The organism is Zooshikella ganghwensis DSM 15267 (genome assembly GCF_000428585.1).
Lineage (GTDB): Bacteria > Pseudomonadota > Gammaproteobacteria > Pseudomonadales > Zooshikellaceae > Zooshikella > Zooshikella ganghwensis.
Genome location: NZ_AUAF01000006.1, coordinates 41,442 through 65,617, shown reverse-complemented (window position 1 = coordinate 65,617; position 24,176 = coordinate 41,442). Strand labels below are relative to the sequence as shown.

Sequence of the window (24,176 nt, the reverse complement as noted above, 5' to 3'; positions counted from 1 at the left end):
AATGCCGGTAAATTAATGAGGTCTGTATCGGATATATTGAATTGCGTGCATGGGGTGATACGACATTTTTCAACCCTTCAATAAGAAGTAAGTAACTCCCTCATACTTGCCAGCTTACTGCCTTATAAACTGTTTGATAGGCATCTCTAAAAATTCATTATTTTTGAGGTGCCCTAATATTTATTTAGGCTGTTCTTCACGTAAATCAGTCACTGTCACTTGGGCCATTGCTTTTGCAGCCGCTTCTTTAACCGCCTGCTGGATTCGCAAGGGAGCTAATTTTTGCCTAATTTTATCAGCCACTTCAGGTAATGCTTGTTGTCCCAGGCTGACTTCTTTAAGCACTTTGACACGCATTACTTTTGCGATCTGACCTGATGCTGCTGGTTGTAAGTCACCACTTTCTGTTGGCTGATCTGTGTAAACTCTTGAAAGACTGCCTGCAGGTGTATCAGCAACTAACGCCCGTAAAGGTTCAGGCAATAAGTCCGGCTTTAACGTTGTTTGTTGTAGCCTGACAGGCAGTTTCTGCTGTTGCCATTGCTGAGCTTGTGCTTGCCAATCCATATCCATGGTTAACTGACCAAACTGAGTGACCAATGCTTGCTGTTGTTCCGGCGATAATGGCTCAGTACTGGAAAATACCTGAAAGGTTTTTCTTACCCCTGCACTAAACTCTTCAGGATGTGCCTGGTAATACTGTTGTACATGTTCAGCTGTGACTGGCACAGGCTTGGTGTGTTTTGTTAAGTAACTTTTCACTAATTGTTCTTCACGATAGGCATTCACATGCCCCTCTAGTTTTTGCTTTTCTTGATCAGACATTTCGGACAGGGCCATTTGCGCCATCGCTTGGCTTTGCACTAAACTTTGTAAAATTTTTTCTTCAAGGGCATCATCATCTTGTAAATTAACGCTATTTCCTAACGTACGCTCAATTGCTAGCTGCACGTCCTGTTCCCGTATAACCGCATCATTTACTTTATACAAAGGTTTACTGTCTACTGCAGCTGCAGTATTTCCAGAGGCATCCACCTCGCTAGCATTTTGACTAACAGGATGCTCAGATGTTTTTTCTTTAGTCGAAGGCGCATCATCACAACCTGCTAAAGTTACTGTGCACAGGATGATAAAAGCACTGCGAATATAAGACCCCATCATTTTTTTAACCGCTGCTAACCGCCTAATCACATTAAGGCTCCTGTAGCCGTTTTATTTTTGCTAATTGTAATAATCGATCAAGTTCAGCTTTGCGAGCCTCCTGTCGTAAAATATAACGTATATCACCACGTACTTTTTCCAAAGGTTGCTGAATCGTCTTCGCTGGCTCAACCACTTTAATGATATGGAAACCATAGGGCGTTGCTACTGGTGTAGAAACTTCGCCTTGTGCCATTGCAAAGGCAGTTGTTGAAAACGTCGGTGCTATTGCACCTTTGGGCAGCCAACCTAAATCACCACCTTTTGTCGCAGAAAGCTTATCTTCGGAGTACTGCTTAGCGGTTTCATTAAAATCAGCATCTGCCTGTATTTTGCTATACAACTCTTGAGCTTGATTTAACTTTGCTTGCCTTTCTGCGTCAGTCATTGAAGGTTTGGTTCGAATTAATATATGCGCAACGTGAACTTTTTCAGCAGAGTATTGCTGTTGATTTTTTGCATAATAATCCGCAACCGCCTCATCAGTAATTTGATTCTGTAAATATTGATCAAAATAACGACTGATCAACATCTGTTTTTTAAACTCATTAATCTCCGTATCAATTTGTTGTTGTGTAACGAGGGACTGTTTTTCTATCACATTAGCAAGTGCTTCCCGCTCAAGATACTGTGCCAATGCGCGCGACTTTAAGTCTGTATTATCACTGGGTATCCGCTTAAACTGCAAATAAGCATTAAAAGCATCTTTTGTTATTATTTTATCGTTCACTTTTGCCAGGGTGGAGTTATCAGATAACACTTCTTTTTTTTCATCACGGGAGCAACCAGCGATAACGGCAGAAATAATTAAAACGCTCAACATACCGTTTCTATACTTCATACATTACTCCTGTTTTTTTAAGCTTTAAATCGTTCCACTATTAAGTGGTAACAAAGCGACAGATTAAAACAATAACTTGTAAAGTATAGCAGTCTTAAAGCCTTGTTTATCTATATATACTCGTTGTAAGGTATGTAGTTATTACCTTATTTTCCCCATGGACCACTCGTTTGCCCAGATAGCACCAACACCACTCAACACGCCGTAAATCCATCCCTGGAGGCTCGGCTGCGACATCCATGTCGCAAACGGTTTCGTGGTGTTGGTCTTACTGTGCCTTACTATCTGATCCATACAAAAAAATCCTAAAAATACACTTCACATTAGCCATATAGGTAAGCCAACTTGTCAGTTTAATGCACAATGTTTACCTGCAGAAATTAAGGGTGTTTATGGAGCAGATGCCGGGAGCATCGTTATGCCGCAGCGGCCACGGATGGCCATCTGCGGCGGGTGAAATAAATACCCTTATTTTCTGCGTTATGCACATTAGGTTGTAAATAGCCACCTCATTATTAATATGGCATCGAGTATCTAAATGGAGGTCTAGCGGGTCGCTTCACTATTTCATCAGGTAACAATACTGATATCGTATTCGCACCCGTGACCGTCTCACCAATAAACCGAATATCTCCATAACGAGGATCAATTAAGGCTAACCATGTACGTGTTTGTCCATTTTCCACTATTTTATCCGAAATAATGGCAACAAACTTGTCAAGCCAACGATGATAATCCATTGCAATAACTTTACGCTGCACTCCTAAAGAGTCTGGAAACGATATGTCGCCAGATGCCAGTATTTTGTTATTAACTAAGTCGATTTTAAAGAGTTTACATTCAGCAATCACATAGACGGGTGCTTGTGGGTAATTACCACGTTGAGCAATAGCTTGGCCACACGACTCAACATTTTCATCTTGCTCTGTCAGATCAATTAATTGCTCACCTATTTCATAAATACCTAACCGATTTCTGGCTGATTGACTTCCAGTATCAAGTGCTAAGTATCCATCAGTACTATTACTTAACCCCAGTACGAGTATATCTGTAATTGAATTACTGGATATTGAGGTTTCGCTAGAAACTTTATTACTTATAACAGGAAGTACTCCACCAAAAGCTGTACTATTTTCATAGTAAGTTGATGTCATACCACTTTCTAAATCAAAGGTAATCCACTGATAGTTTTCAGTAGTTGAATCAGATTTTGCTAGAGCAATTAAATCACCCGTTATTGTCGTATCAATTGCTGCTATCTGTTGGTGAGCAGTATCACCTATTAACGTTGCGGCACCATTACGAGGATTGACTTTATAAAGCCGACTATTACCAACCGCTTGAGGAACTGTTACAAAAATACTATGTTCAGGAATCGACTCTGTATTTTTTATTTCAGAGTGAAAACGTTGTTCTAATCCATCAATGTAACCGTCATTATCTGCATCCATATTTTCGGTAGATGCTGAAACACTCTCTTCATAATCACACAGCAGGTCATTATCATTATCTGTGCATACTGCAAAGTTCTGTACAGTATCACGCAACTGACTAGGTACTCCATCCAATGTATTCCCCTGTAAACTCACTATTTTTTCAGCAAGCTGTTTAGCACTTTCCAGTGACTCTGCCATAGCCACAAAATGCAATATGGATGCACCTGCTCTTGAACTTAAATGTATCGTATAATTAATTACTTTCTGACTTCCATCAATAGATGGTTTTATAACCGGGTCAGTACTTATACCACTGTTTTCAACTAATGCACTACCCGCAAACACCCAGATCAAGTAGCTCGTTTCGCCCGTTTGGCTGATAACATAACGATCCTGTGCAATATCAAATGATAAATCACCACTGGATGTGGCCACTATTTCACCATGACTTATCTCACCTAACTCGTAGCCTAAATTCACTGTTTGGGGTAGTTGACCTTGATTAGAAATGGTATCAATATAGCGCACAAATGGCTGCCCATAGGAAGAGATATAGATTGTTCTTGTAGCCGCTAACTGATTACTTAAATTAACTTTAGGGTAGTAGAGCTGTTGATATTGAGGGCTTAATCCATAAGAGTGATATCGTCCAAATATTGAGCTTGCTATTGAATCAAGAGCATTTGAGGTATACCGTTGGTTATCATTACGGGTAATAATGCTACCTCCAACTTTGTATTTCAAATGTAACCACTCTCTATCATTCCTCGCACTTCCATCATAATAATTACCATTACCTATGCCACCATACAGCACTGTCGGTGCCCAGACTCCACCATTGCTGTCACGGAAGAAGACTTTGGGGTTACAACGATAATCCAGCCAAACACAAACATTAGAAGAATTACCACGAATAAAATCATCAAACCCATTATAAGGATCAGTAATATCTACAAGTATTTCACCTGCATCACCTCGCCCACCATTATCAGTATCAAACCGTGTGGGATCAGTTTCAAAACGAAGTTCCTGCTCATCTGATAATCCATCCTGATCTGTATCTTTTGCACGAGGGTTGGTATTTAATTGTTGTTCTTCAAGGTTGGTTAAACCATCTTGATCACTATCATCTTCTGGTAATACACGCTGTAAATCATATTTAATTTCAAACCCATCTTTTAAACCATCCTGATCACTATCTTCAAGTTTTGGATTGGTATAATGGATGATTTCTAAATCATCTCTTAAGCCATCGTTATCAGAGTCTTTATTATTAGCTTGTGTATTTAATGCTAACTCTTCTTGGTCCGTTAATAAGTCTTCATCACTGTGTATTGAGTATGCTAAGGTTTGATGGCTATTAACTTCTTCTCCATCAATAATACCATCGCCGTCAGAGTCTTTTTGTTTGGGGTTAGCAAAATGCAGCTGTTCTTGAAGCGTGGTTAAGCCATCCTGATCGGTATCTTGATCATTAATACCTTCATCAACTAATGGATTAAAACCATATTTTAATTCAAAGTTATCCCATAGCCCGTCGCCATCAGTGTCTTGCTTTTCAGTACTCATACCTAGTATATACTCACGACCATCACATACTTCATCGTGGTCATTATCAACACAGGCTTGTTCAGTGGTAATACGGTAATGACCTGTGCCATCAGGCAAGTAGGTAATAATATGATTAGAGAGTGGGAATGTTCCTTCATACCTCTCATTAGCATCCGTACCATTATTTGGAAAAGATAAATTATTTGCTTGCTGAAAATCTACCCGATAGTTGTAGTTATTAAATTTATAACGAGCAAAGTCCTTAAATAGGGAAATATGAGCACTGAAGCCATCCTCAAGTTGAACCTGTTGATAATAAAGTTTTATCGTTCCATCTTTACTCATATTCAATCGATAACTATTTCGAGGTATTGAAGGATCAACGTTAAGTGACAAGGGAGCATCACTGCGTAGCCATACTAAGAATGGATTCTCATCACCTGGTAATAAATCATCATTAAATATTTCAACAGTAGGTACTTCCTCATACATTGGTACAGGCACGATATTATTAGCATGCAAGGGGATACTCTGCCATTGAAGTACCCACCGCTGATTATCTTCCCAATAATAGACATCACCCGATTCTGGCGCTTGCTCCTGTGTACCCAAAATTGCTAGAAACGGTGATCTTGTAGTAAAGGCAGATTGACTCTCAGGTAATAAACGAAGTATCCCAGCAAAATCAATTAACACTTGCCGACATGGCTCCCCAAAAATACGGCAGTTTTTCGGTGTAATGGGTAATAGTGCATTGCGATGAACCGGTTGTTTAACACCTATAGGTTGATGAGCTGAAGGCTGCTGCTGACTTGTATCCCGTAGCACAGGCATTGCTTCTCCAGCGAAAGTAAGGGTCATATCATTCAGTTGGGTTTCTCCACCACTGACCCATTCATTCAGCACTTCTTTATTTGTGTAGGTATAACCACCCGCTAGTAGTGAATAACGAACTTGATGCTCACTCACCCGTGCAGGAATATTCTCTATTTTCCATCGACCTTCAGTATCAGTCTGAACACTATTTTGCTCATCAACTATCACAGTTACATTTGCTAGCGGCTGCCCCAACTCATTAATGACTCGACCAGTTAACGTTGTACCTGGATCAGTAATAATCGTTAAATTAACAGTTTTAGTCTGTTGATTATTATTTGTATCCTGCACAGTAAATGTCAGTTGAGCAGCGGTTTGTCCTGCTTGATCAGGTACTTGATAGGTAATTGAATATCCATCTCCACTATTAAGTTGCGCTCGATCCGTGATGGTCTGTAATACCGTATTGTTTTCAGCCAATTGCAGTTGCGCCACTTTACCATCATCTGTTGTATGCACCTGTAATTTAAGTGTTTGCCCTGCAATGACCTGTTGTCCCTCGCTAATACCCTGAATATTAATACTGGGTGCAATATTATCCGCTTGTTGTGGTGCAGGGTCTTCTGCATCTAATAGTCCATCACCGTCACTGTCAGCCTTAGCCACATCGGTACCCTGACCTGCTTCATCAACATCAGCCACACCATCCAAGTCCTGATCAGTAAATGCAAATATATTCGACGTTTGCTGCTGCTCTTGTGCTGTGAGTCCTGTAATTACCATTTCCGGCATGGTTAATACTTTGCTGACCATTTGCTGTAGCTCATTTACACTGCTTGCTGTTAAGAAAAAGTGCAACACATAGCGAGTACTTTTTGCAGGGATGTTAAACTCATAATCAATTTGCCAATCATTATTAGAATCAACTCTGATACCTGTTGATTGTGCAGGCCGTAAGTCTCGATTGGGTCCTGCAAAAACATGTGCAAAATATGCTTTTCTAGAATAGCGATCTGTAGCCTGGAAGATCACATACTGATCTTCTGCGGTTAATTGATCATCACCACTACTGGTGATGATTTGGCTTTGGGTTCGGTAGGTAAAATCAGAAAGAATCCGTGCTTTCACAGGCTGTATAGCATCAGTAGGGTTGCTAAATACTTCTAAATATCGAAGGCCAGAAATAAATTGGGTTTGATCATTAATAACCTGTAATTTTCGTGTAACTCGAACATTATTTATTTGCTGCAACCTGAAATTAATCATACCCTCAGCTTTTTTAACACCATTATCAAGGGTAATTTCCGCAACAGCTGCTCCAATATTATCATGCAAACGTTTTATATCATCATCAAATAAAGTTGAGGTGCCAGTATCAAACCCAAGTGTTAACTGAGCAAAGGCTGTCAGTACTGTATTGTTATCAAAAACCAACCGCCCTTCACGGTTAATACGAATATGATCTAACGGTGTAAACTGTAGTGTTCCTTCCACAAGTTCCTTAGCTGTAAGATCATCTGCAGCTTGGCTAGGATCACTGTAGTCAACTAATATCTCTTCACCATCCTGACGTCCTTGTCCATCAGAATTTGCCAATAAAGGATTACTACCCACGGTAACTTCTTCACCATCCCATAAATAATCACCATCAGTATCTGGCTGACGAGGATTCGTACCATGAGTAGCTTCATCTTTATTATTTAAACCATCTCCATCAGTATCTTCTTCAGCACCAGTTCGCGTTAACTGGTACTTAATTTCAAACCCATCCGGCATTCCATCATTATCAGAATCAGCTTGTAAAGGATTGGTGAAATAAATCATTTTTTCTTCATAATCATCCAAACCGTCTTGATCACTGTCTGCAAGATTTGGATTTAAATTTATGGCAACTTCTGCCGCATCCGCTAATAAATCACCATCACTGTCAGGTGAGTAAGGTAATGTGTTATGTGTATTGACTTCGTCCTTATCAAGTAAACCATCTCCATCTGTATCTTCAGATGAAGGGCTACTTAATGCCTCTTGCTCCTGTAAACTGGTTAATTCATCTTCATCCCAATCAAATCCAGCTTCACTTCCAACCTCACCAATAAACCGAGGTTCATAATCATATGTCACTTCAAAGCCATCGAATAACCCATCACCATCCGTATCACGATTTTGGTGATCTAAACTCATCAATATTTCTTTAATATCAGGTATACCATCCCGGTCACTATCCACTAAATAGCGATCCCCAAAGTGGCCAGATGTCACCCAATAACCACCATCGGCTAATGGTGCTAAGCGAATATAGCGTTTATTAACTACTTGTGGATTTTGGTAGTTAAATTCAATGGCTGTATTTTTATCAATGGTCAACCCGATAGGAATTCGCATAACATCTATATTTTCAGGATTAGTGACACCTCCAGGATTAATTGCAAAATGGACTTTATCAGGCACATTTTGATAGGTAATTAACAGCTCTTGATTTTCAAAGTTAATTACTTGAATAGGGCTTGAAGAGAAACGTTCAGGAACTTCACTATAACCGTCACTTTCTGTACCCCACTCAAAGCCTACGGAATAGTTTAACGTTCGTTTTGGTAGTTGTTCACCATGGTAGAAAATAAGATAAGGCCTGGTTGCTAACAACTGTTGATAAGCATCTTGAGATAATGTCGATCCATTAGTTATATTGCCAAAAATAACGGTACCGTTACCTAATAAAAACTGTGGTTTATCATCCGAGTAAGCAATATAATCTTCGCCGTAAAAATGAGGAATTATTCCATCATTTAGCGATGTATAAACTAATTGTTCACTATCTAAGTCATACTGCCTCATCTCAACATTAAACTGCCCCATTTTTTTCAAAAATTCACCATCAATAATTTGCCACTTAGGTTCAATTTCACCTAACGCTAATTGTTTTTTCGCTTCTGGAGTAATGAGCTCGGAACGCCAAACTATCGGTTGGTTACCCATTTGAGCATTAATATCAACGACAAATTCTCCTTTTAAGGAAGGAATATGATTTAAGGTAAAATAGCCATCTTGATTGGTAACAATACTTGGCCAGTCAGCGGTATCAATAACTTCCCCACCACTTTCACTGGCAGCCTTACTCATGATGTTGACGGTAATATCCCTTAGTCCCTGGGTAATATCCTCACCATTCAACGTATCACTGAAGACTAAACGTCCTGATACAGTCATTCCTGGGTCTGGATTAATCGTTAAATTCAACGTTGAAAGCTGTTGGTTATTATTACTGTCTACCGCAATAATATCGATTTGCTGACTGGTCGCTTCGGATAGCTGAATAGCAAAGGTCTGCTCCCCACCTTTATCCCGAGTAATAATTTGCTCATTATTTAATTTAACAATAACCTGTTTTACCAAACCATTATCGGTAATACTGGCTTTAATATTGATGGTTTGAGTTGCATAAATTTCAGTACCTGAATCAGGTTTTTCAATAATTGAAATAACGGGTGACTCAGTATCAGCTTGAGTAGGCTCAGTATCTTTACCATCAACAATACCGTCATTATCGGTATCAATATTATTTGGATCTGTACCCAGCGCTATTTCCTGCTCATCACTTAAACCGTCCTGATCTTGATCTGGGTAGGCATAAAAATTAACAATGGCAGCTTGCTGCTCTGGGGTTAAATAATTATAGGCTGCTGACTCAAAACGCTGTGTTTGCTTAGCATTTTCTAAGGCTAATTCAACACTGCCCTCTTGCCGCAAAAAGTGCGTCAGTATCCGTGTACTCTTAGCAGGAACAGTGACATTAAAGGCAACTAACCAATCATTATCATTACTTCTTCCATAAGTATCATCTGTTGGGTCAGCCATAACATGAGGACCAGCAAAAACATGGCCTAACACTGGGTGAGATGAATCATTTTTATTTCTTAATATCAAATAATCATCATCAAGGGTTAAAACATCATCACCAGACGTTGTGTGTATCTCCGTATATTGATCAGTAACAAAAAACAGGCCTTTTAAATAGACAGCGATAGTTATCTCGTCATCCGTTGGGTTATGCAAAATCTCCATCTGCCGTACAAAAGCACCACCGACATTGGGAATATATGTCCGCCGTCCTACGAGCAAACTATGAATTGACTGGATACCAAAGAACACTTCTCGACCGTCAGAACCTAAGTGTCGTCGATTGTTGCCATAATTGATCGTGCTATTTTGTTGAGATAATTGCAGACGGGTAAATTCACCCCCACGGTAACGGATAGCAGCTGCACCATTTTCTCTTACTTCCCAGTACCGGCTATTTTCATCTGAAAAATAGCTGCCCGTATCATAAATACTGAAATCATCATTAGCACTATTAGGGTCTGTACCATGAACTAAGATTTCATCACTGTCATACCCACCCCCACCATCGCTATCATTAGCGAGCGGATTTGTATTAAAGCGATTAACCTCCCAACCATCCCATAATTGGTCATTGTCAGTATCGGCTAACCGAGGGTTAGTTCCCAAGCCAAACTCTTGTAAATTTGTTAAGCCATCGTTGTCCGTATCATCCGTTGCGGCAACATTCTGCAAGTTATGATTGACCTCATATCCATCCGACAGCCCATCATTATCACTATCCGCTTGCAGAGGATTCGTCTTGTAATCTTTTAACTCTTCATAATCAGTAAGGTCATCATTGTCAGTATCTACCAGTGATGGAGAAGTACCTGCTTGTACTTCCTCTAAATCAGAAAGTCGATCACCATCAGAGTCTGCAAGTGTTGGATTTGAGTGATGGGTTAATACTTCTGCACCGTCCAATAAGCCATCATTATCCGTGTCCGCTAATGTAGGATTCGACTTATGCTGTTGCTCTAATAAATTGCTCAACTGATCATTATCTGGGTCTTGATCTGCTTCACCTGCACCAGCTGGTGACAGTGGATTAAAGCCATAGCGTTGCTCAAATCCATCTTCCAGACCATCACCGTCACTGTCCTTATTAAGAGGGTCAAGTTTTAGCGGCACTTCATCAGCATCCGCAATGCCATCTTTGTCGGTATCTATGTAGGTTTTAATGTTTGCTACCGCGTTAAAGTCCTCGACTGTTAACGCCGATAAGGTTCTTTCTTCTTGTAATAATCTAGTGATAATTGTTTTTATATATGAGTTGGACCGGTTTTGAATAGCGTAATGTAATAAAGAAATTGTTTGTTGAGGAGATAACGTAAACTCAAAATCAAAATTATAAAACCCGCCACTAATGCTCACTCTTCTGGGCTTAAGGGTTTTGTCACTCGTATCACCAAACAAAAAGCCCGTAGAGTCACGCCATGAGCTATACGAATCATCAACAATTACATAATAGTCATGACTATCAAACCCCTGATCACCTGAACTCGTCTCAACTATCAAAGAGTTTGCCCATGCCCCAAGCCGTCCGTTAATAGTCAAATTAACTTTTTGGACATCATTTGAGGTATTAGTAATTCGTTCCAAATATTGTGCATAGGAATCACTGTAGGGAACAAAAACTCTTCGACTTACGTCCAACTCACCTATTTTTACAGCTGGAAAATAAATTTCTCTACCAGATAGTCTGCCTTGAACTGTTTGTGGTCCCCTATACTCTTCATCATTAACATATAATCTATGAGCTTGAATGACAGGATCTCTATGACCCCGACTGATATAACCATTACTATAAAAATCAAATCGATATCCACCACCATCAATTTCATGTTTAAAAGTTATTTGATTTGGATAAGTCACCTCAGCATCAGATAATCCTTCAGCCAATTGCCAGCCGCCTGAACGTTTTAAGACTAAGGCAGGCACCTCAACCCGGCCCTCCGGTATCGGTGCAAAAGGTTCTGATTTTGCAGTCATTAGCTGCTTACCAAACAACGTTTCTGCAGTGACTTGCAAGGTCAAAGCCGTAGCTGCTAACTGAGTAAACTGATAGCGCCCTTCATGATTGGTCGTCACTTGCTGGGTACCGATGCTGACCTGAACACCCGCTACTGGTTGGTTTAGCGCATCAAGCACCTGACCAGTCACTTCTGTACCTGGATCATCGGTGACGGTATAGGTAAACACACCTGAAGTAGCCTGATTACCATTCGTATCAGTGGCCATCACTTCCAGACGTAGCGTGTCGATTTGCTCAGGAACCGTGTAGGTTATTGATGCTGTGCCACCATTAATGGTCTGTAACAAGCTGCCATTAATATAAATACCCAATGACGCCACTCGCCCGTCATCCGTTGCTTCTGCTTTAATCTCCAGCTGCTGGGCATGTAGTAACCGGCTATCCGCTGCAGGTTTTAACAAAGCAACCTGGGGTGACTGAGTATCGACATCTTTTGGATGACTATCTTCACCATCCAGTAACCCATCATTATCACTATCAGGATTATCGGGATTGGTACCCTGCGCTATTTCCGCACCATCGGATAAGCCATCACCATCCTGATCAGCTTGGGTAGGATCGGTATGGTACTCCACCACTTCCTGTTTATTGGTCAAACCATCGTTATCAAAGTCTTCATCTGCATCTGCACTGTTATTTGGATTTAATGGTTTATTACCATGCTCTGCAAAATAGCGGACTTCGATAGCATCACTGATACCATCATCATCACTATCCACTTTATCAGGGCGGGTTGACCATTGATTGATCTCCTCATAATCAGTTAAACCATCCTGATCAGTATCAGCTTTAGTGGGATCAGCACCATTGGCCAGTTCCACATCATCATTCAGCCGATCATTATCGGTGTCTGCCAGGAGTGGACTGCTGTGAATTTCATTAACCTCACGTCCATCGGTTAAGTTATCTCCATCGGTGTCTGCTTGCTGTGGATGGGTTTTTGCCGTCTGTTCCGCCAGGTTGGTTAAACCATCATTATCCGGGTCAGCATCTTCTTCTCCCATTTGCAAAGGATTAAAGCCAAAACGTTGCTCAAACCCATCTAATAAACCATCACCATCAGAGTCTGCTTGATAAGGGTTAGTACCTGCACTCACTTCCCGAATATCAGCCAAACCATCCTCATCCGAATCCAGTAGTGAGCGCTCATAGGCATAAGCCAAGACATTCGGTGCATAGGTTTGCCGGTCAACGGAGCTTTCATTTGTTATTTCAAGGCCAATGGTTGAGAAGAACACCCAGCCTTGCTGATAGGCATACCAAATGGCGGAAACTTGCTTCTGATAACGTTCTCCACAGAACATCAAAGCCTGCGTTGTTGCAGCTAGACTGTCTTTTGGTAAATAAGACCGAGTAGCATATGACTGTGTTAATTGAGTAAAGCGACCAGCCTTACCATCCGCTAACGTATCCCAACGATCAAAGGGATAGTTATTATCGTGGGCATAGCGACTTAGCAACTTGGTCGCAGGGCTGCCAGGCAACCAGTCCAAGGCATTACTGCGCCAATAAGCTACATGAATTACGGCCACGCCACCTACCGCTACGAAATCAGCTAACGCCTGCCGTTGCTGTGCATTCAGATCAACTCGATCGGCATTAATGTCAAGCACCAGCATATCCAGTGCATTCAGGCTAGTAGACTGCAAGTCATTCAACAGGACGGCATTAAAGCCTGCCTGCTCGATAATCTGCCGCTGATACAGTTGACCCGCATTCTGTCGTGCATTGAAATACCCCACATTGACCAAAGGTGTCTGCAAGGTAATGGTGCCCATTTGGGTGGTCCCACCCCAAACTGGCTGTACAGCTTCGCTCAAGGTATTAACCGGTTGACCTGCCAGTTGACCACTGACCAGCGCTACTAGCTCACCACGGGCAACAGGCACTTGAGTTATTACAAAGGAGCCATCTTGTGCGGTTTGTGCAGACTGCCCTGCTACTTGCACATTAACATTCGCTAATGGTCGATTTTGACCATCAACTACCAGACCTATCACTGTGGTTAACGGATCATTTTGTAGTGCATGTGGTTGTGGGCCACTGGTGCCCAGGTTATTACTGACATCCAGGGCCTGGACTTCAAACTCAACCTGATTACCCGCACTGGGTAGCTGCACCGCGAATTGATAAGGAGGTTTAGTAAGACGAGCGACCTGTACGCCATTGACCAGGAACATCACTTCTACCAGCCGACCAGCCTCGGTCACCTCTGCATTAACCTGCAGCTGTTGTCCATACAGTAACGGCTGATTGGCTGCTGGTTGCGCAATTACCACCTGTGGTGGCTGCTGGTCAGCAATCAGGGGCTCAGGATCATCAGCATCCGCTAGCAGGTCACCATCAGTGTCTCTGGACAGTGGGTTAGTCCCTAGTTCATTTACTTCTCGACCATCACTTAAGCCATCATTATCTGAATCTGAATCTGATAAGTAGGTACCATGTTTAATTTCATCGCCATTACTTAACCCATCATTATCACGGTCCTCAGCCATATCATTGCGGGTAGGATCAAGCCCGTTGACAAGCTCAGTGTAATCATTCACACCATCGTTATCGGTATCGGCCAATAATGGCGAGGTAGGAGGTATACGCCTGACTTCTTCCCCATCATTGATACCATCTTCGTCAGTATCCGCCAGGAGTGGATTGGTTTTATGGGTCAGTACTTCACTGCCATCGGATAAACCATCACCATCCGTGTCATAGCGGTTTAATCGAGTTTTTTCTGCCAGCTCAGCCAGATTTGATAAACCATCACTGTCCAGGTCTTCGTCACCATCAGCTTTAGTATCACCATCACTATCAGCCAGATCTGGCCTTAAACCCAGCATAATTTCCAGGCCATTAATCAGCCCATCTTGATCAGTATCCTGAGCTTCAGCAAATACCTTCACACCAGCCAGGCGTCCTGTCCGAAGTTTAAAGGACTGCTCATTATTAACCCGGTAATCGCCACTCAGCTGCACCAGGACTGGCTCATTTGCCCTTACCGGTGGTGATAATGCCGCCAGCTGATCCAGCAGGTCTTTAGGGAGTACGACTGAAATGGTTGGCTCGTTATAGCTATAGTTTACAGGCAGGGTGAGCCATGCACTGGTAGTGTAATCTCGACTGGAGACTGCCTCAGCTCCCAGCGTGGCCGACCCAATATGAATTTTCAGGTTGGTTAACAAGTACCGGCTGAGCCCATTAGCCAGTTGATACGGTAACGACAGACTCAGCGGTGCAGTAATGGATAGTGGGTCTGTCAACATAAACTGTGCAGGACTATGAGCAGGTGCTGGATCAGTGAGCTGACTGGCAGATACGCTGATATTCTGACCATATTTCCAGAGTAAATGCGGTGTACAGACTTCTCCTTGCTGCACTTTGATCGCTTCATCTCGACCTTGAGCCTTTAATGTTGAACCTGTGGTATCAAACTGATAACAACTGCCCAGTGCCACTGGACTTGCAGGGCTAAATACCAGCTGCTGAGGACCTTGTAAGTTCACGGTACCGGTTATGGGAGTATCCGTAATGGTATCTCCCGTTTTTGGTCGCAAGGTAACTGCTGCACCATTGGCCCCACTCAGCTCAATAGGCTCATCGAAGGTGAAAATAAACTGAATAGTATTACTGCCTTGCTGATTAGTCGCCAACGCTTGACTGACTTCAGGTGGCTGCGCGCTGAACTGGATGCGGAACACACTACTATGATCAATGCCGGTTAACTCAGGAGGTGCTTCACCTGAAGCTAGACCAATCGCCACGGTTGCCTCGCCATACTGCTCGCTGGTAACCACCAGCTGACCTTGCCCCTGACTTAATGCAATGAGACTGGTAACTCCTTGTTGATTGATCTGCGCAGGCTCGGTGGTATAAACAGGCACATGCATTGCTGATTGATTAGCTGCTAGATTGCCAAAGCGATCCATCAAACGCAGTTGTAATGCCACCTCATGATGGGTATCTACTGCAGCGACATCACCTGAAGCTTGTGGTTGACCTTGTGCATCCGTCAGTAAGACACTGGCTGGGACTCCAGCAATCACGTTAATGGGCAACTGAGACACTGTATGGAAAGCCAACTGGTGAGCATCCAGCTGGTAGCTGAAGCGGAGCGCCCCTTGGCCTTGAGCTGTCTGTAGTGGCAGTAAATAACGGTTAGCCTGAGTGGCGGCTTGTAATACTAAACGCGCTTGGCCATTGGCTAGAGTAACAAGTGCTTGTGATAGGTTCTGGCTACCTTCAATAACCGATTGAACCACTAACTGTTCACTAGGTACCCATTGGAACTGGGTGTTCGGTAAGCGGATCAGAAACTGGGTGCGATTATCATCTGTTACCCTATTACCCTGACTATCAACACCTTGCACGGCAATGCCCAGATTGTCACCCGCAGCTGTGGCGGGTAAATGACTAAAACGAAGCTCCGCGACCACGCCTGCTTGTACTTCAATTTGCTGACGCACCATAGCAATGGCAGCGTAATCCATCAGTGATACTTGTAGCTCATAAGTTTTAGCCTGCCGTGACGTATTCAGAGTTAAACTGGCATAGCCATCCGTATCCGTTAAATTCGTTCCCTGCTGACTTACATAGCCACTGCTGCTATCCCTTAACCCCCACTGTACACGCTGACCCGCTACCCCAGTACCATTCGCATCCGTCACCCGCACCTGATATACCGGTGCTTGTCCTACCTTGACCACTTTGGCAACCTCGGTAAACACTAATGTTGTGGGTGCTTGGGTCAGGATAATTTGCTGCTCAGCACCTTGCTGCTGCTGGCCTAAACGATCAGTTAATACCACCTTAAAGCGGTAACGATGCTCAGGTAAGGGCTGCACAGGCAAGCGCACATAGTGCGTATAGTTATCATAGCGACCTTGATGATTGGTGAGTGAAGTCAGCACATGGGTTCCTGTCTGCGTCACTTGCAGTAGGTCTAGGCGCAACGCATCAGCCATCGCATCAGCCTGACTTAAATGCCGCAAATTAATCGCCACTGTCGCCCCATATACCGTTTGTGCCGGGTAATTCAGGCTAATACGGCTGGCATCGGGAACGGGGTCAGGTAAAACCTGCAAGGAAAGAGTCTGTTGAGCCTTTTGCCCTCTACTGTCCGTGACCTGAACTGTCAACGTATCGGTAATGGCTTGAGTTAAACGCTCAGTCCGGGCATCACTTAAGGTCAACTTATAATTGCGGAGCTGTGGCTGATCAAATGAAATGGTTTGTGTCTGCCCATTCCATGTAGCCTGCAACTGACGTATCGCAATATCATCTTTAGCCGATACCGTGATTGAAAAAGACTGTTGCTCATAAATTTGTGAGGATGGGCTACTTGCCAACGCCTCAAGTGTTGGATAACGATCCCCAACAACGGTGACCACTGCTCGAAGCTGCTGCTGATTGCCTGCTTTATCCCTAACCTCCAGCTGATACTCCGCTTGGCCAACAGCACTAGGCACCACAGCATAATGCAAGGGCTGACCCGCAAAGGCCGCAGCAATGACCTGTCCATCTTTTCGTAACAATGCCTGCTCAATGCCACTCTCAGCATCTTCTAGCGACACATTGAAGTGATATGACTCTCCCAGTGTGGCTTGTGCAGTCACTTCACCCTGGCTAGTGGTGAGCTGTTGGGTACCGGACCCAGCTACAGTTAAGCTGATTTGTGGCGGTCGATTGTCCGCATGACGGTAGAACAGCCGTGGTTTACTTTCTGCCACATTGCCAAACACATCCACCGCACGCACTTTCAAATAAGTACCTGTGGCAGGTGTGACCAAATTATCCCGATAGATATAAGGCGTACCAACCAGGGATTGGGCAACCTGCCAGGGACCATTTTCCTGCTCCGCATGGAGGAATAGCACTTGAGCAATGGGTTGCTGATTCTGCTGAATGCTGGCTTCGGCGATGAAAGGTGCTGGCGACCAGCTGTGCTCTGCAAATAAAGCCTGCACTCGGAAGGTGTTGCCAGGTTGAGCAGGTAGCTGCACCAAAAAAGGCTCAGAGGTAGCACTTATAACTCGACCATTGACGTCTTCTACCGTGGTTTTTAGTTGAAGTGTCTGTCCTGTGGGTAGCCAGGGAGGTAAACGCACCGTACCTGTGAAAGGAGGCTGATGCCAATGGGCAATAAGCTGTTCATTCGCATACACTGCGGCTGCGGCAATACCTTGGGTTTGAACGAATTGCACAGGTAAAGGCACTTCAAGGTGAGAAATAATTTGTGGTAAGGGCTGCTGGCGACTAGCACTGGCTGTTAGCACTTGTTCAGGGATTTGAATAAGTTGCGCCCCTTGTACCCCATAGCCCAGCAATAGCTGATTGGCATCTACCGCCATCGCGGTAATGGGCTTATCCATACTGAGGCGGCTATCAGCAATGAGTTGCTGTTGCTGAGTATCTAAGGCTTGAACCCAATATTGCCCAGTATTATCCGCTTGCTGGGCTGCTAGCCATAGCAGGCCATCCTGATAAACCAGGTAGCTCAACAGTAACTGATTCAGTGGTATGTCCTGGCGTTGTCGGGTAATCAAGTCAAGGCGCTGTATCAGGCTGCCTTGGCCAAGCCATAGCGCGCCATCCCCTAGTGCCATTGCCGTCGGCTGATCGACATCACCTTCATTCAATAGCAATGGGGGTTGCCATGGCTGATGCTGTCCTGCCGCCGCAACGGCTGCAGTCACCTGCCATAGCTGACCGTTGTCCAGCAGTGCCACGACACTTTGCCCATGCGCGGTAAGTTGCTGAATGGCTGCTGTACCCAGCGATAAGTGTGGCGCTGAGTCCGCTTTATATGGACTTGAAGTAAATGGTTGTCCGGCAGCAGGCAGCGGTAACCAGTACAGCTCACTCCCTGCTGCAATGATTAAATGATGCGCTGTCAAGGCAATGGCCTGCGGATCAATATTACGGATAAATTCTCGTACTTGGTTGGTTTGCCTGTGCTGTATCAACACCCGCTGTAAGCCAGGCTGAACCATAAACTGATAGTGAATATTCGCTGCTACTTGCTGGGTTGCCTGGGTAAAAGCCTGAGGAGGATAAGCTTGCAGTTGCCAACCCGCTTGCTGAGTAGCCGTCAACCAGGCTGCGCCCCAGTGTCCCCCTGCCAGTATGGGGGTTCCTTGTGCCAGTGCCACATCACTGACAACCCCACGAAAACCCTCTGTTTGAGGCAGTACGTGCTCTGGAGCTGGATAACTGGCGGCAAATAGTGCAGCTGAGGTAACCAGTTGTGTCTGATAATCAGTCATGCGCTGCCACTCTATGACCTGACCGGCCTTCCCACCAAGCCACAACTTGCCTTGACTCAATGCACTTTGATTCAGTGCATTATGAGCCAGCACCGACTGCTGCTCACTATCAACATCAACGCTCAAGGTAATAGGCCACTCTGCTGTTATCTGAATGGCATCCGGTGAGCTGATATCGATCTGCTGCAGGGTTTGTTGCCGGCTATCCAGTGCTAATAGCTGACCTGATAATGCCAACAAGCGCTGAGCATTAACCGGTAAAATCATATGTTGAGGTGACTGCCCGCTCACCAATCTGATCAACCCCTGTTGACTAGCTGATGCATTAGTCAGTGCGAGGTAAATTGCATCACGATACACTGCCATTGCACTGAAGGTATTTCCTGCAAACTGGCTGTGTCCATCCAGCAACTTAATCTGTTGCCCCTGTGCAGTAATTTTCCAGAGTCGCTGCTGTGTTAAGCACAAAAAGTCGCTGCCATAACGTTGCACACCCAATATCGGACTTTCAAGCACCCAACTAGGCGGTACCGTAGTACCCGAGTCCTGAGTTAAAGCATTAAAGTTATCAGTATCCAACAGCGTTAAACGCTGCCCATGCGCAACAAGTAGCTGACGACTATTACTGGCCATTAACTGTACACGCCCTGCTAAGGGATAATGGCCCTGTCGTTGTAGTTGATTACCCTCAGTCACCGCCAGCGTGATTCCGATCCCTTGCTCTGCCAGGGCCAACCGGGCGCCTACCATAGCCAGTGCAGTCAGCGGACCATTAGCGGTAAAACTCTGACCTTGCAGGTTTCGCAGTGTGGCCCCCTGGCTATACCAATAACCTCCTACCACGGGGAGAAAAGCATCAAATGGCAGGGAATCTGCTGAAATAGCCCACTGCGGAGCAGCCCTAACGCTCAGCTGCCATTGCTGCTGTCGCTGGTTACCCAAACCATCATCAACCGTAGCCACTACCCGTAGTTGACGAACAGCGTTTGGTACCGTAAAGCGTACCTGCTCCCCTCCAGCATGCAGGAGTTGCTGCTGCTCATCGTAAATAGCAATGCTTTTCTGCACGGCTTGCCCAGCCAAATTGGCTTGGTCTGGCTTAAAGGCCAGATTGAGTGTACTACCTGCATAAGTATGGTTAGGTAAAGGCAGTAGCTCAGGCACTGCAAGGGTGACTTGGGGAATCACCCGCAGGTTAACTTCCTGCTCCGTGACGTAACGAGCTTGACCAATATAGGCCCGAGCCTTGATGCGGTAACTGGCCTGTTGTTCAACCTGAGGTAATCGCCAGCGCCATACCGTTCCCTCATTAAGCACCTGCGTTAACTGAGCATCGGTTAACCACTCACTGAACACTGTGGCACCATTAAAGTCTTCTAGGCGCAGCTGTAAGTCCTGAACTGTCATACCCTGTTGGATTAAGGTCTCATCCAAGCCGGTGACGGAAACAGATAACTGCACCTCACTGCCTTCGCTATGCACTGAGTTATTTACGATCCCAGCAATGACCATGGTGGCTAACGACTCATTAGCAACCGTATCGACCGCTTGTTGCTGCTGCAGTGGTTGCTGCATAGCCAGCACCATCTCACCGGTTGCTGCTGCAGGCCAGTCGAGATAGTAGTTCCCCCAAATGTCATAGGTTGGCGTAAGCAACTGATCATTAATCTGTACTTGCTGTAATGAAGGACTACCTTGCTGGGCACGTAGCACCAAAGGTAAGTGCCCCTGCTCTGCTAAGCTTTGTCGCTGACTAGGTAACGTCCACTGATAGTCTGTGTTGACGCTGGCAGGTAGCGTCAATACCTGCTGTAGATGCTGATTATGAGACAGACCATGGACCACAATGTTCTGCTCAGATTGCTGAGCCGGTAACCATAGTATTGCGGCTGACAGTGGCAAACTGGGCGCACTTGCCCCCAGAATATGCTGCAAGGTTTGGTTAAGTGTATGGATTACTGAAAGTTGCTGAGCAGGCAACCGCTGTTGCTGCTGATTAGTGATATACCATTTTTGTGCTGTTTGCAGGGGAGCTGCTGGCAAGCCAGTCAACAGCCAGCCTCCAGGCAGTGCAATCTGCTCAATACTGGTGGCCGCCAAGTTTGGCTCAGTCAAGTCAAGAGTACTTAACTGCGCAGCACTGGCAAGCAGTGACTGCTGAGTGATGGTATTTGCTTCGACCTTAAATAGATTTTGTGCCGTGATTAATACTTCATGAGCTGTATGAGGTATCAGGCCAACCCTTTCGGCCTGATGCCACACCTCCCAGTAGTTACCTAACGCACTTTGGGTCAATACCCAAAGTAAATAACCGTCATGGGCCACCTGCTGAATATCACCCAACATCGAGATTTTTTGCCGTGTCCAACTGTTGGGCTGAACAGGATCAGTCAGCCGGATTCGCTGTAGCTGTTGCCCTCGCCATAGATACAGCTCATCACTCAACCCGCTCATTCCCTGCCAGTTATTGGTGTTTTCTCCGCCCTCCTCAGGTAATGTCAGTTCGCTGACTAGCAGACTGTTTATTTCTGCCATATGTAGCTGCTGACCCGATGATGGTGTCAATATCACTAATGCTGATTGTTGATTTTCTCGCTTCACAAGCACCATGACTCGCTGCTCAACAACCACTGCCTGCTGGATATCACCACTGAGCGATTTGCCAAGCATCGGTAACAGTAAACCGGGGGATGCAGAGCCTGGGCGATACTGAAGCCCACTCAGCACGTTGCCCGAACGGGTAAAGATAAAGTCACCACTACCACCTAACAGCTCTGCGAGGAAGAGCCGCTTAATGGGAGGGCCAAACCGCCCTACGGAATCGCCTGACTGCGTACCCGATATCAGCGGCCAGAATAGCAGTTGTTGCTGCTCTGCTGAGGTTTCAACCGCCACCAGCCCTGTTCCGGTAAAACTCAGCTGCTGCAGGCGCCCTTGCAGTGAGGTATACAGCACCTGATGCTGGTCACGCAGCTGATAGCCGCCTTGGTAACGATTTTCCACCCAAACCAGTCCCTGCACAGGTTCAGTCGTGTTAACCGGCGCAGCTGGATCAGGACGATAGCCTGGCACGACCACCAGCTGGCCAAGCGCATAACCCGCTGTTCTTGCCTGGTAGTAGGTCGACGGCTGCTCAGAAAGATAGTTGATCCGCTGCACGGAATGCTGTTGCTGCACCTGCTGCCTAGCTCGGTTCTGCAAGGTTGCAGCAATATCGATGGCAGCATTACCAGGCACTACACGCAGATGCCGCCATTGATCGCCAAAGGCGAAGGATTGCGCCTGATCAACCCCAGCAACTGCAACTGTTGAGGCCTTACTAAAGTCCGTCATGCCCTCTGGTATGGGGACCTGAATCAACAGCTCACTGCCCGACAGCACCCGCTGTGCTGGAATCACATTAATCTCTGGGGCAGTACTGATCCCAGGAGCGGGTAAAACATTAATCAACTGCTGACTCACCATAGGCAATGGCAGTTGACTACTGGCTGTAGTGGTCAGTTTAAGTACTGCAACCATCGCCTCAGTTACTTCAGGTAAGGTCAGTGCATACGAAACATAGTCCGTTTCTGCACTCGGTTTGGTGATCATCACTGATGCTGGATTATTAGTATGTTGGGTATCACCGGCTAATGCGACGTGTAGTTCAGCCTGTGCCAGGTTCACCATGCGCAGCGACAGATTAAGGGTCTCACCACTGTAAAATGTTTGCCCCTGATTAGGCGCAACAATCGCCAACTCTGGCAGGATATCCGTAGCATCCACTGTGGCCAGTTGCACGGTGGCGGTATCACTGACCAAACCATTGAGATCAATAGCCCTTGCCTGTAACCGCAAGAGTGCAGGGGCATCTTTGGCAATGGCTAAGGTCAGCTGATTACTACCTGTCAGGACCTGGCAGGCTGTAGCATCAGTAAATGGCTGCTGGGCATCAGCGGCATTGACACAAACCTCAACACGGTCAATGCCAAACTGGTCAAAACTACTCAACAAGACCTTCAATGACTGCCCTTTCGCCACACGCTCACCCTCTAGAGGGCTGACAATACTTATCTGTGGAGGAGTAGCATCAGGCCCCAATAGATAGCTATCGGTAAAGGTCAGTAGTTGTGAAGTGCCCGTATTGCCAAGTTGTAAACGTAAGCTAACTGGGATTTGCCGAGTCGTTTGACCACTACCGGCGGCGGCTGGTAGATCAGATAGCCGTGGCTGGGTCAGGGTAAAGGTTAACTGGTGGGTAGCAGGGTCAATGGTCACTGGCTGCCAGCCTGCTTGTTGTCCATTGTCAATGAGCACGCTGGCTGATTGCACCAGGTCCACATCACCGGTTAACTCAAAAGCCATCAGGCTTTGCTGTCGCTCTTCTGCAGGTGAAGGGGTCATGGTGATGCGCTGCAATGTTAAACTAGGATCTGTCGCGGCAAACTGCCAAACTTTTTCAATGCTTTGTTTGCCATCACTGATCATTGCTTTTAACGCAACACCAACGGTACCAGCAGGCACCTCAATATCAACGTTCCCTTGCCTGGCAGTAAGCCAGCTGGTTGCATAAGTTTGCCCCCCATCGAACGATAACCGATAGCTGTAGTGAAGTTTTTCCGAGGCCAGGTAGTTATCATTTGCCTGAATTTGCCAGCGATAACGACTTCCGGTTTTCACTAAAGTAGCAGTGGTGACAGGTGCATTATCTGTACTATTCACCAACGTGACTGACTGCCTATTAGGAGGCAGTGAGTCAGTACCCTGGTATAGCGTGGTTAACGTACCCTGAGTGATTAACGCATTATCAGCTGCTGCATTGCCATACTGATCCTGCAGTCCAAACAGCTTCACTTCGTAAAAGGCGTTGACCTCCAGTGTTTGACCAGGACGAAGCTGCAGCAATAGCTGGTTACCTTGAGTCAGTAAGTCGGCAAACCGCCCAGAAATATCTTCCTGAGGTGAGCTGTGGGTTTGGTAATCCTTAAAGATTTTAGTCACACTGAATGCCCTGGGCCCACTTGCCTGTATCGGTTCACTGGCCTCTAATCTCAGTGGCTGTTGTGAGCTGAGTGTTTGCACAAGCTTAATAGCAGGGGCCTTATCATCAACCACCAACAGCATTTGTGCTGCTGTATGGCTTTCCACCGCAGCCGTCGCAGGAAGTGCACGGCGTGCCACCACCT

3 protein-coding genes (1 of these 3 only partly in view) are annotated in these 24,176 nt (G+C 45.2%); all 3 read right to left on the bottom strand.

Features of this window, described 5'->3' with window-relative positions; all coding sequences use genetic code 11:
• Window positions 1-180 precede the first annotated feature (180 nt).
• The gene (locus F607_RS0102540) at window positions 181-1,191 is read right to left on the bottom strand and encodes a hypothetical protein (protein ID WP_027706785.1); all 1,011 of its coding nucleotides are present in this window, start codon (window positions 1,189-1,191) and stop codon (window positions 181-183) included.
• Window position 1,192: 1 nt separating this feature from the next.
• Window positions 1,193-2,041 carry a peptidylprolyl isomerase gene (locus F607_RS0102535; protein WP_027706784.1) on the bottom strand — a complete coding sequence of 283 codons (849 nt, stop codon included), beginning with the start codon at window positions 2,039-2,041 and terminating at the stop codon, window positions 1,193-1,195.
• 515 nt (window positions 2,042-2,556) lie between these two features.
• On the bottom strand, window positions 2,557-24,176 hold the final stretch of the coding sequence (locus F607_RS0102525; RefSeq protein ID WP_027706783.1) for an Ig-like domain-containing protein. It continues 23,455 nt past the right edge of the window; only the last 21,620 of its 45,075 coding nucleotides appear in the window; its start codon lies beyond the right edge, outside the window; its stop codon occupies window positions 2,557-2,559.

Coding starts and splice junctions, on each gene's coding strand:
- F607_RS0102535 (WP_027706784.1), bottom strand. CDS start 2,041: ATGAAGTATAGAAACGGTATGTTGAGCGTTTTAATTATTTCTGCCGTT.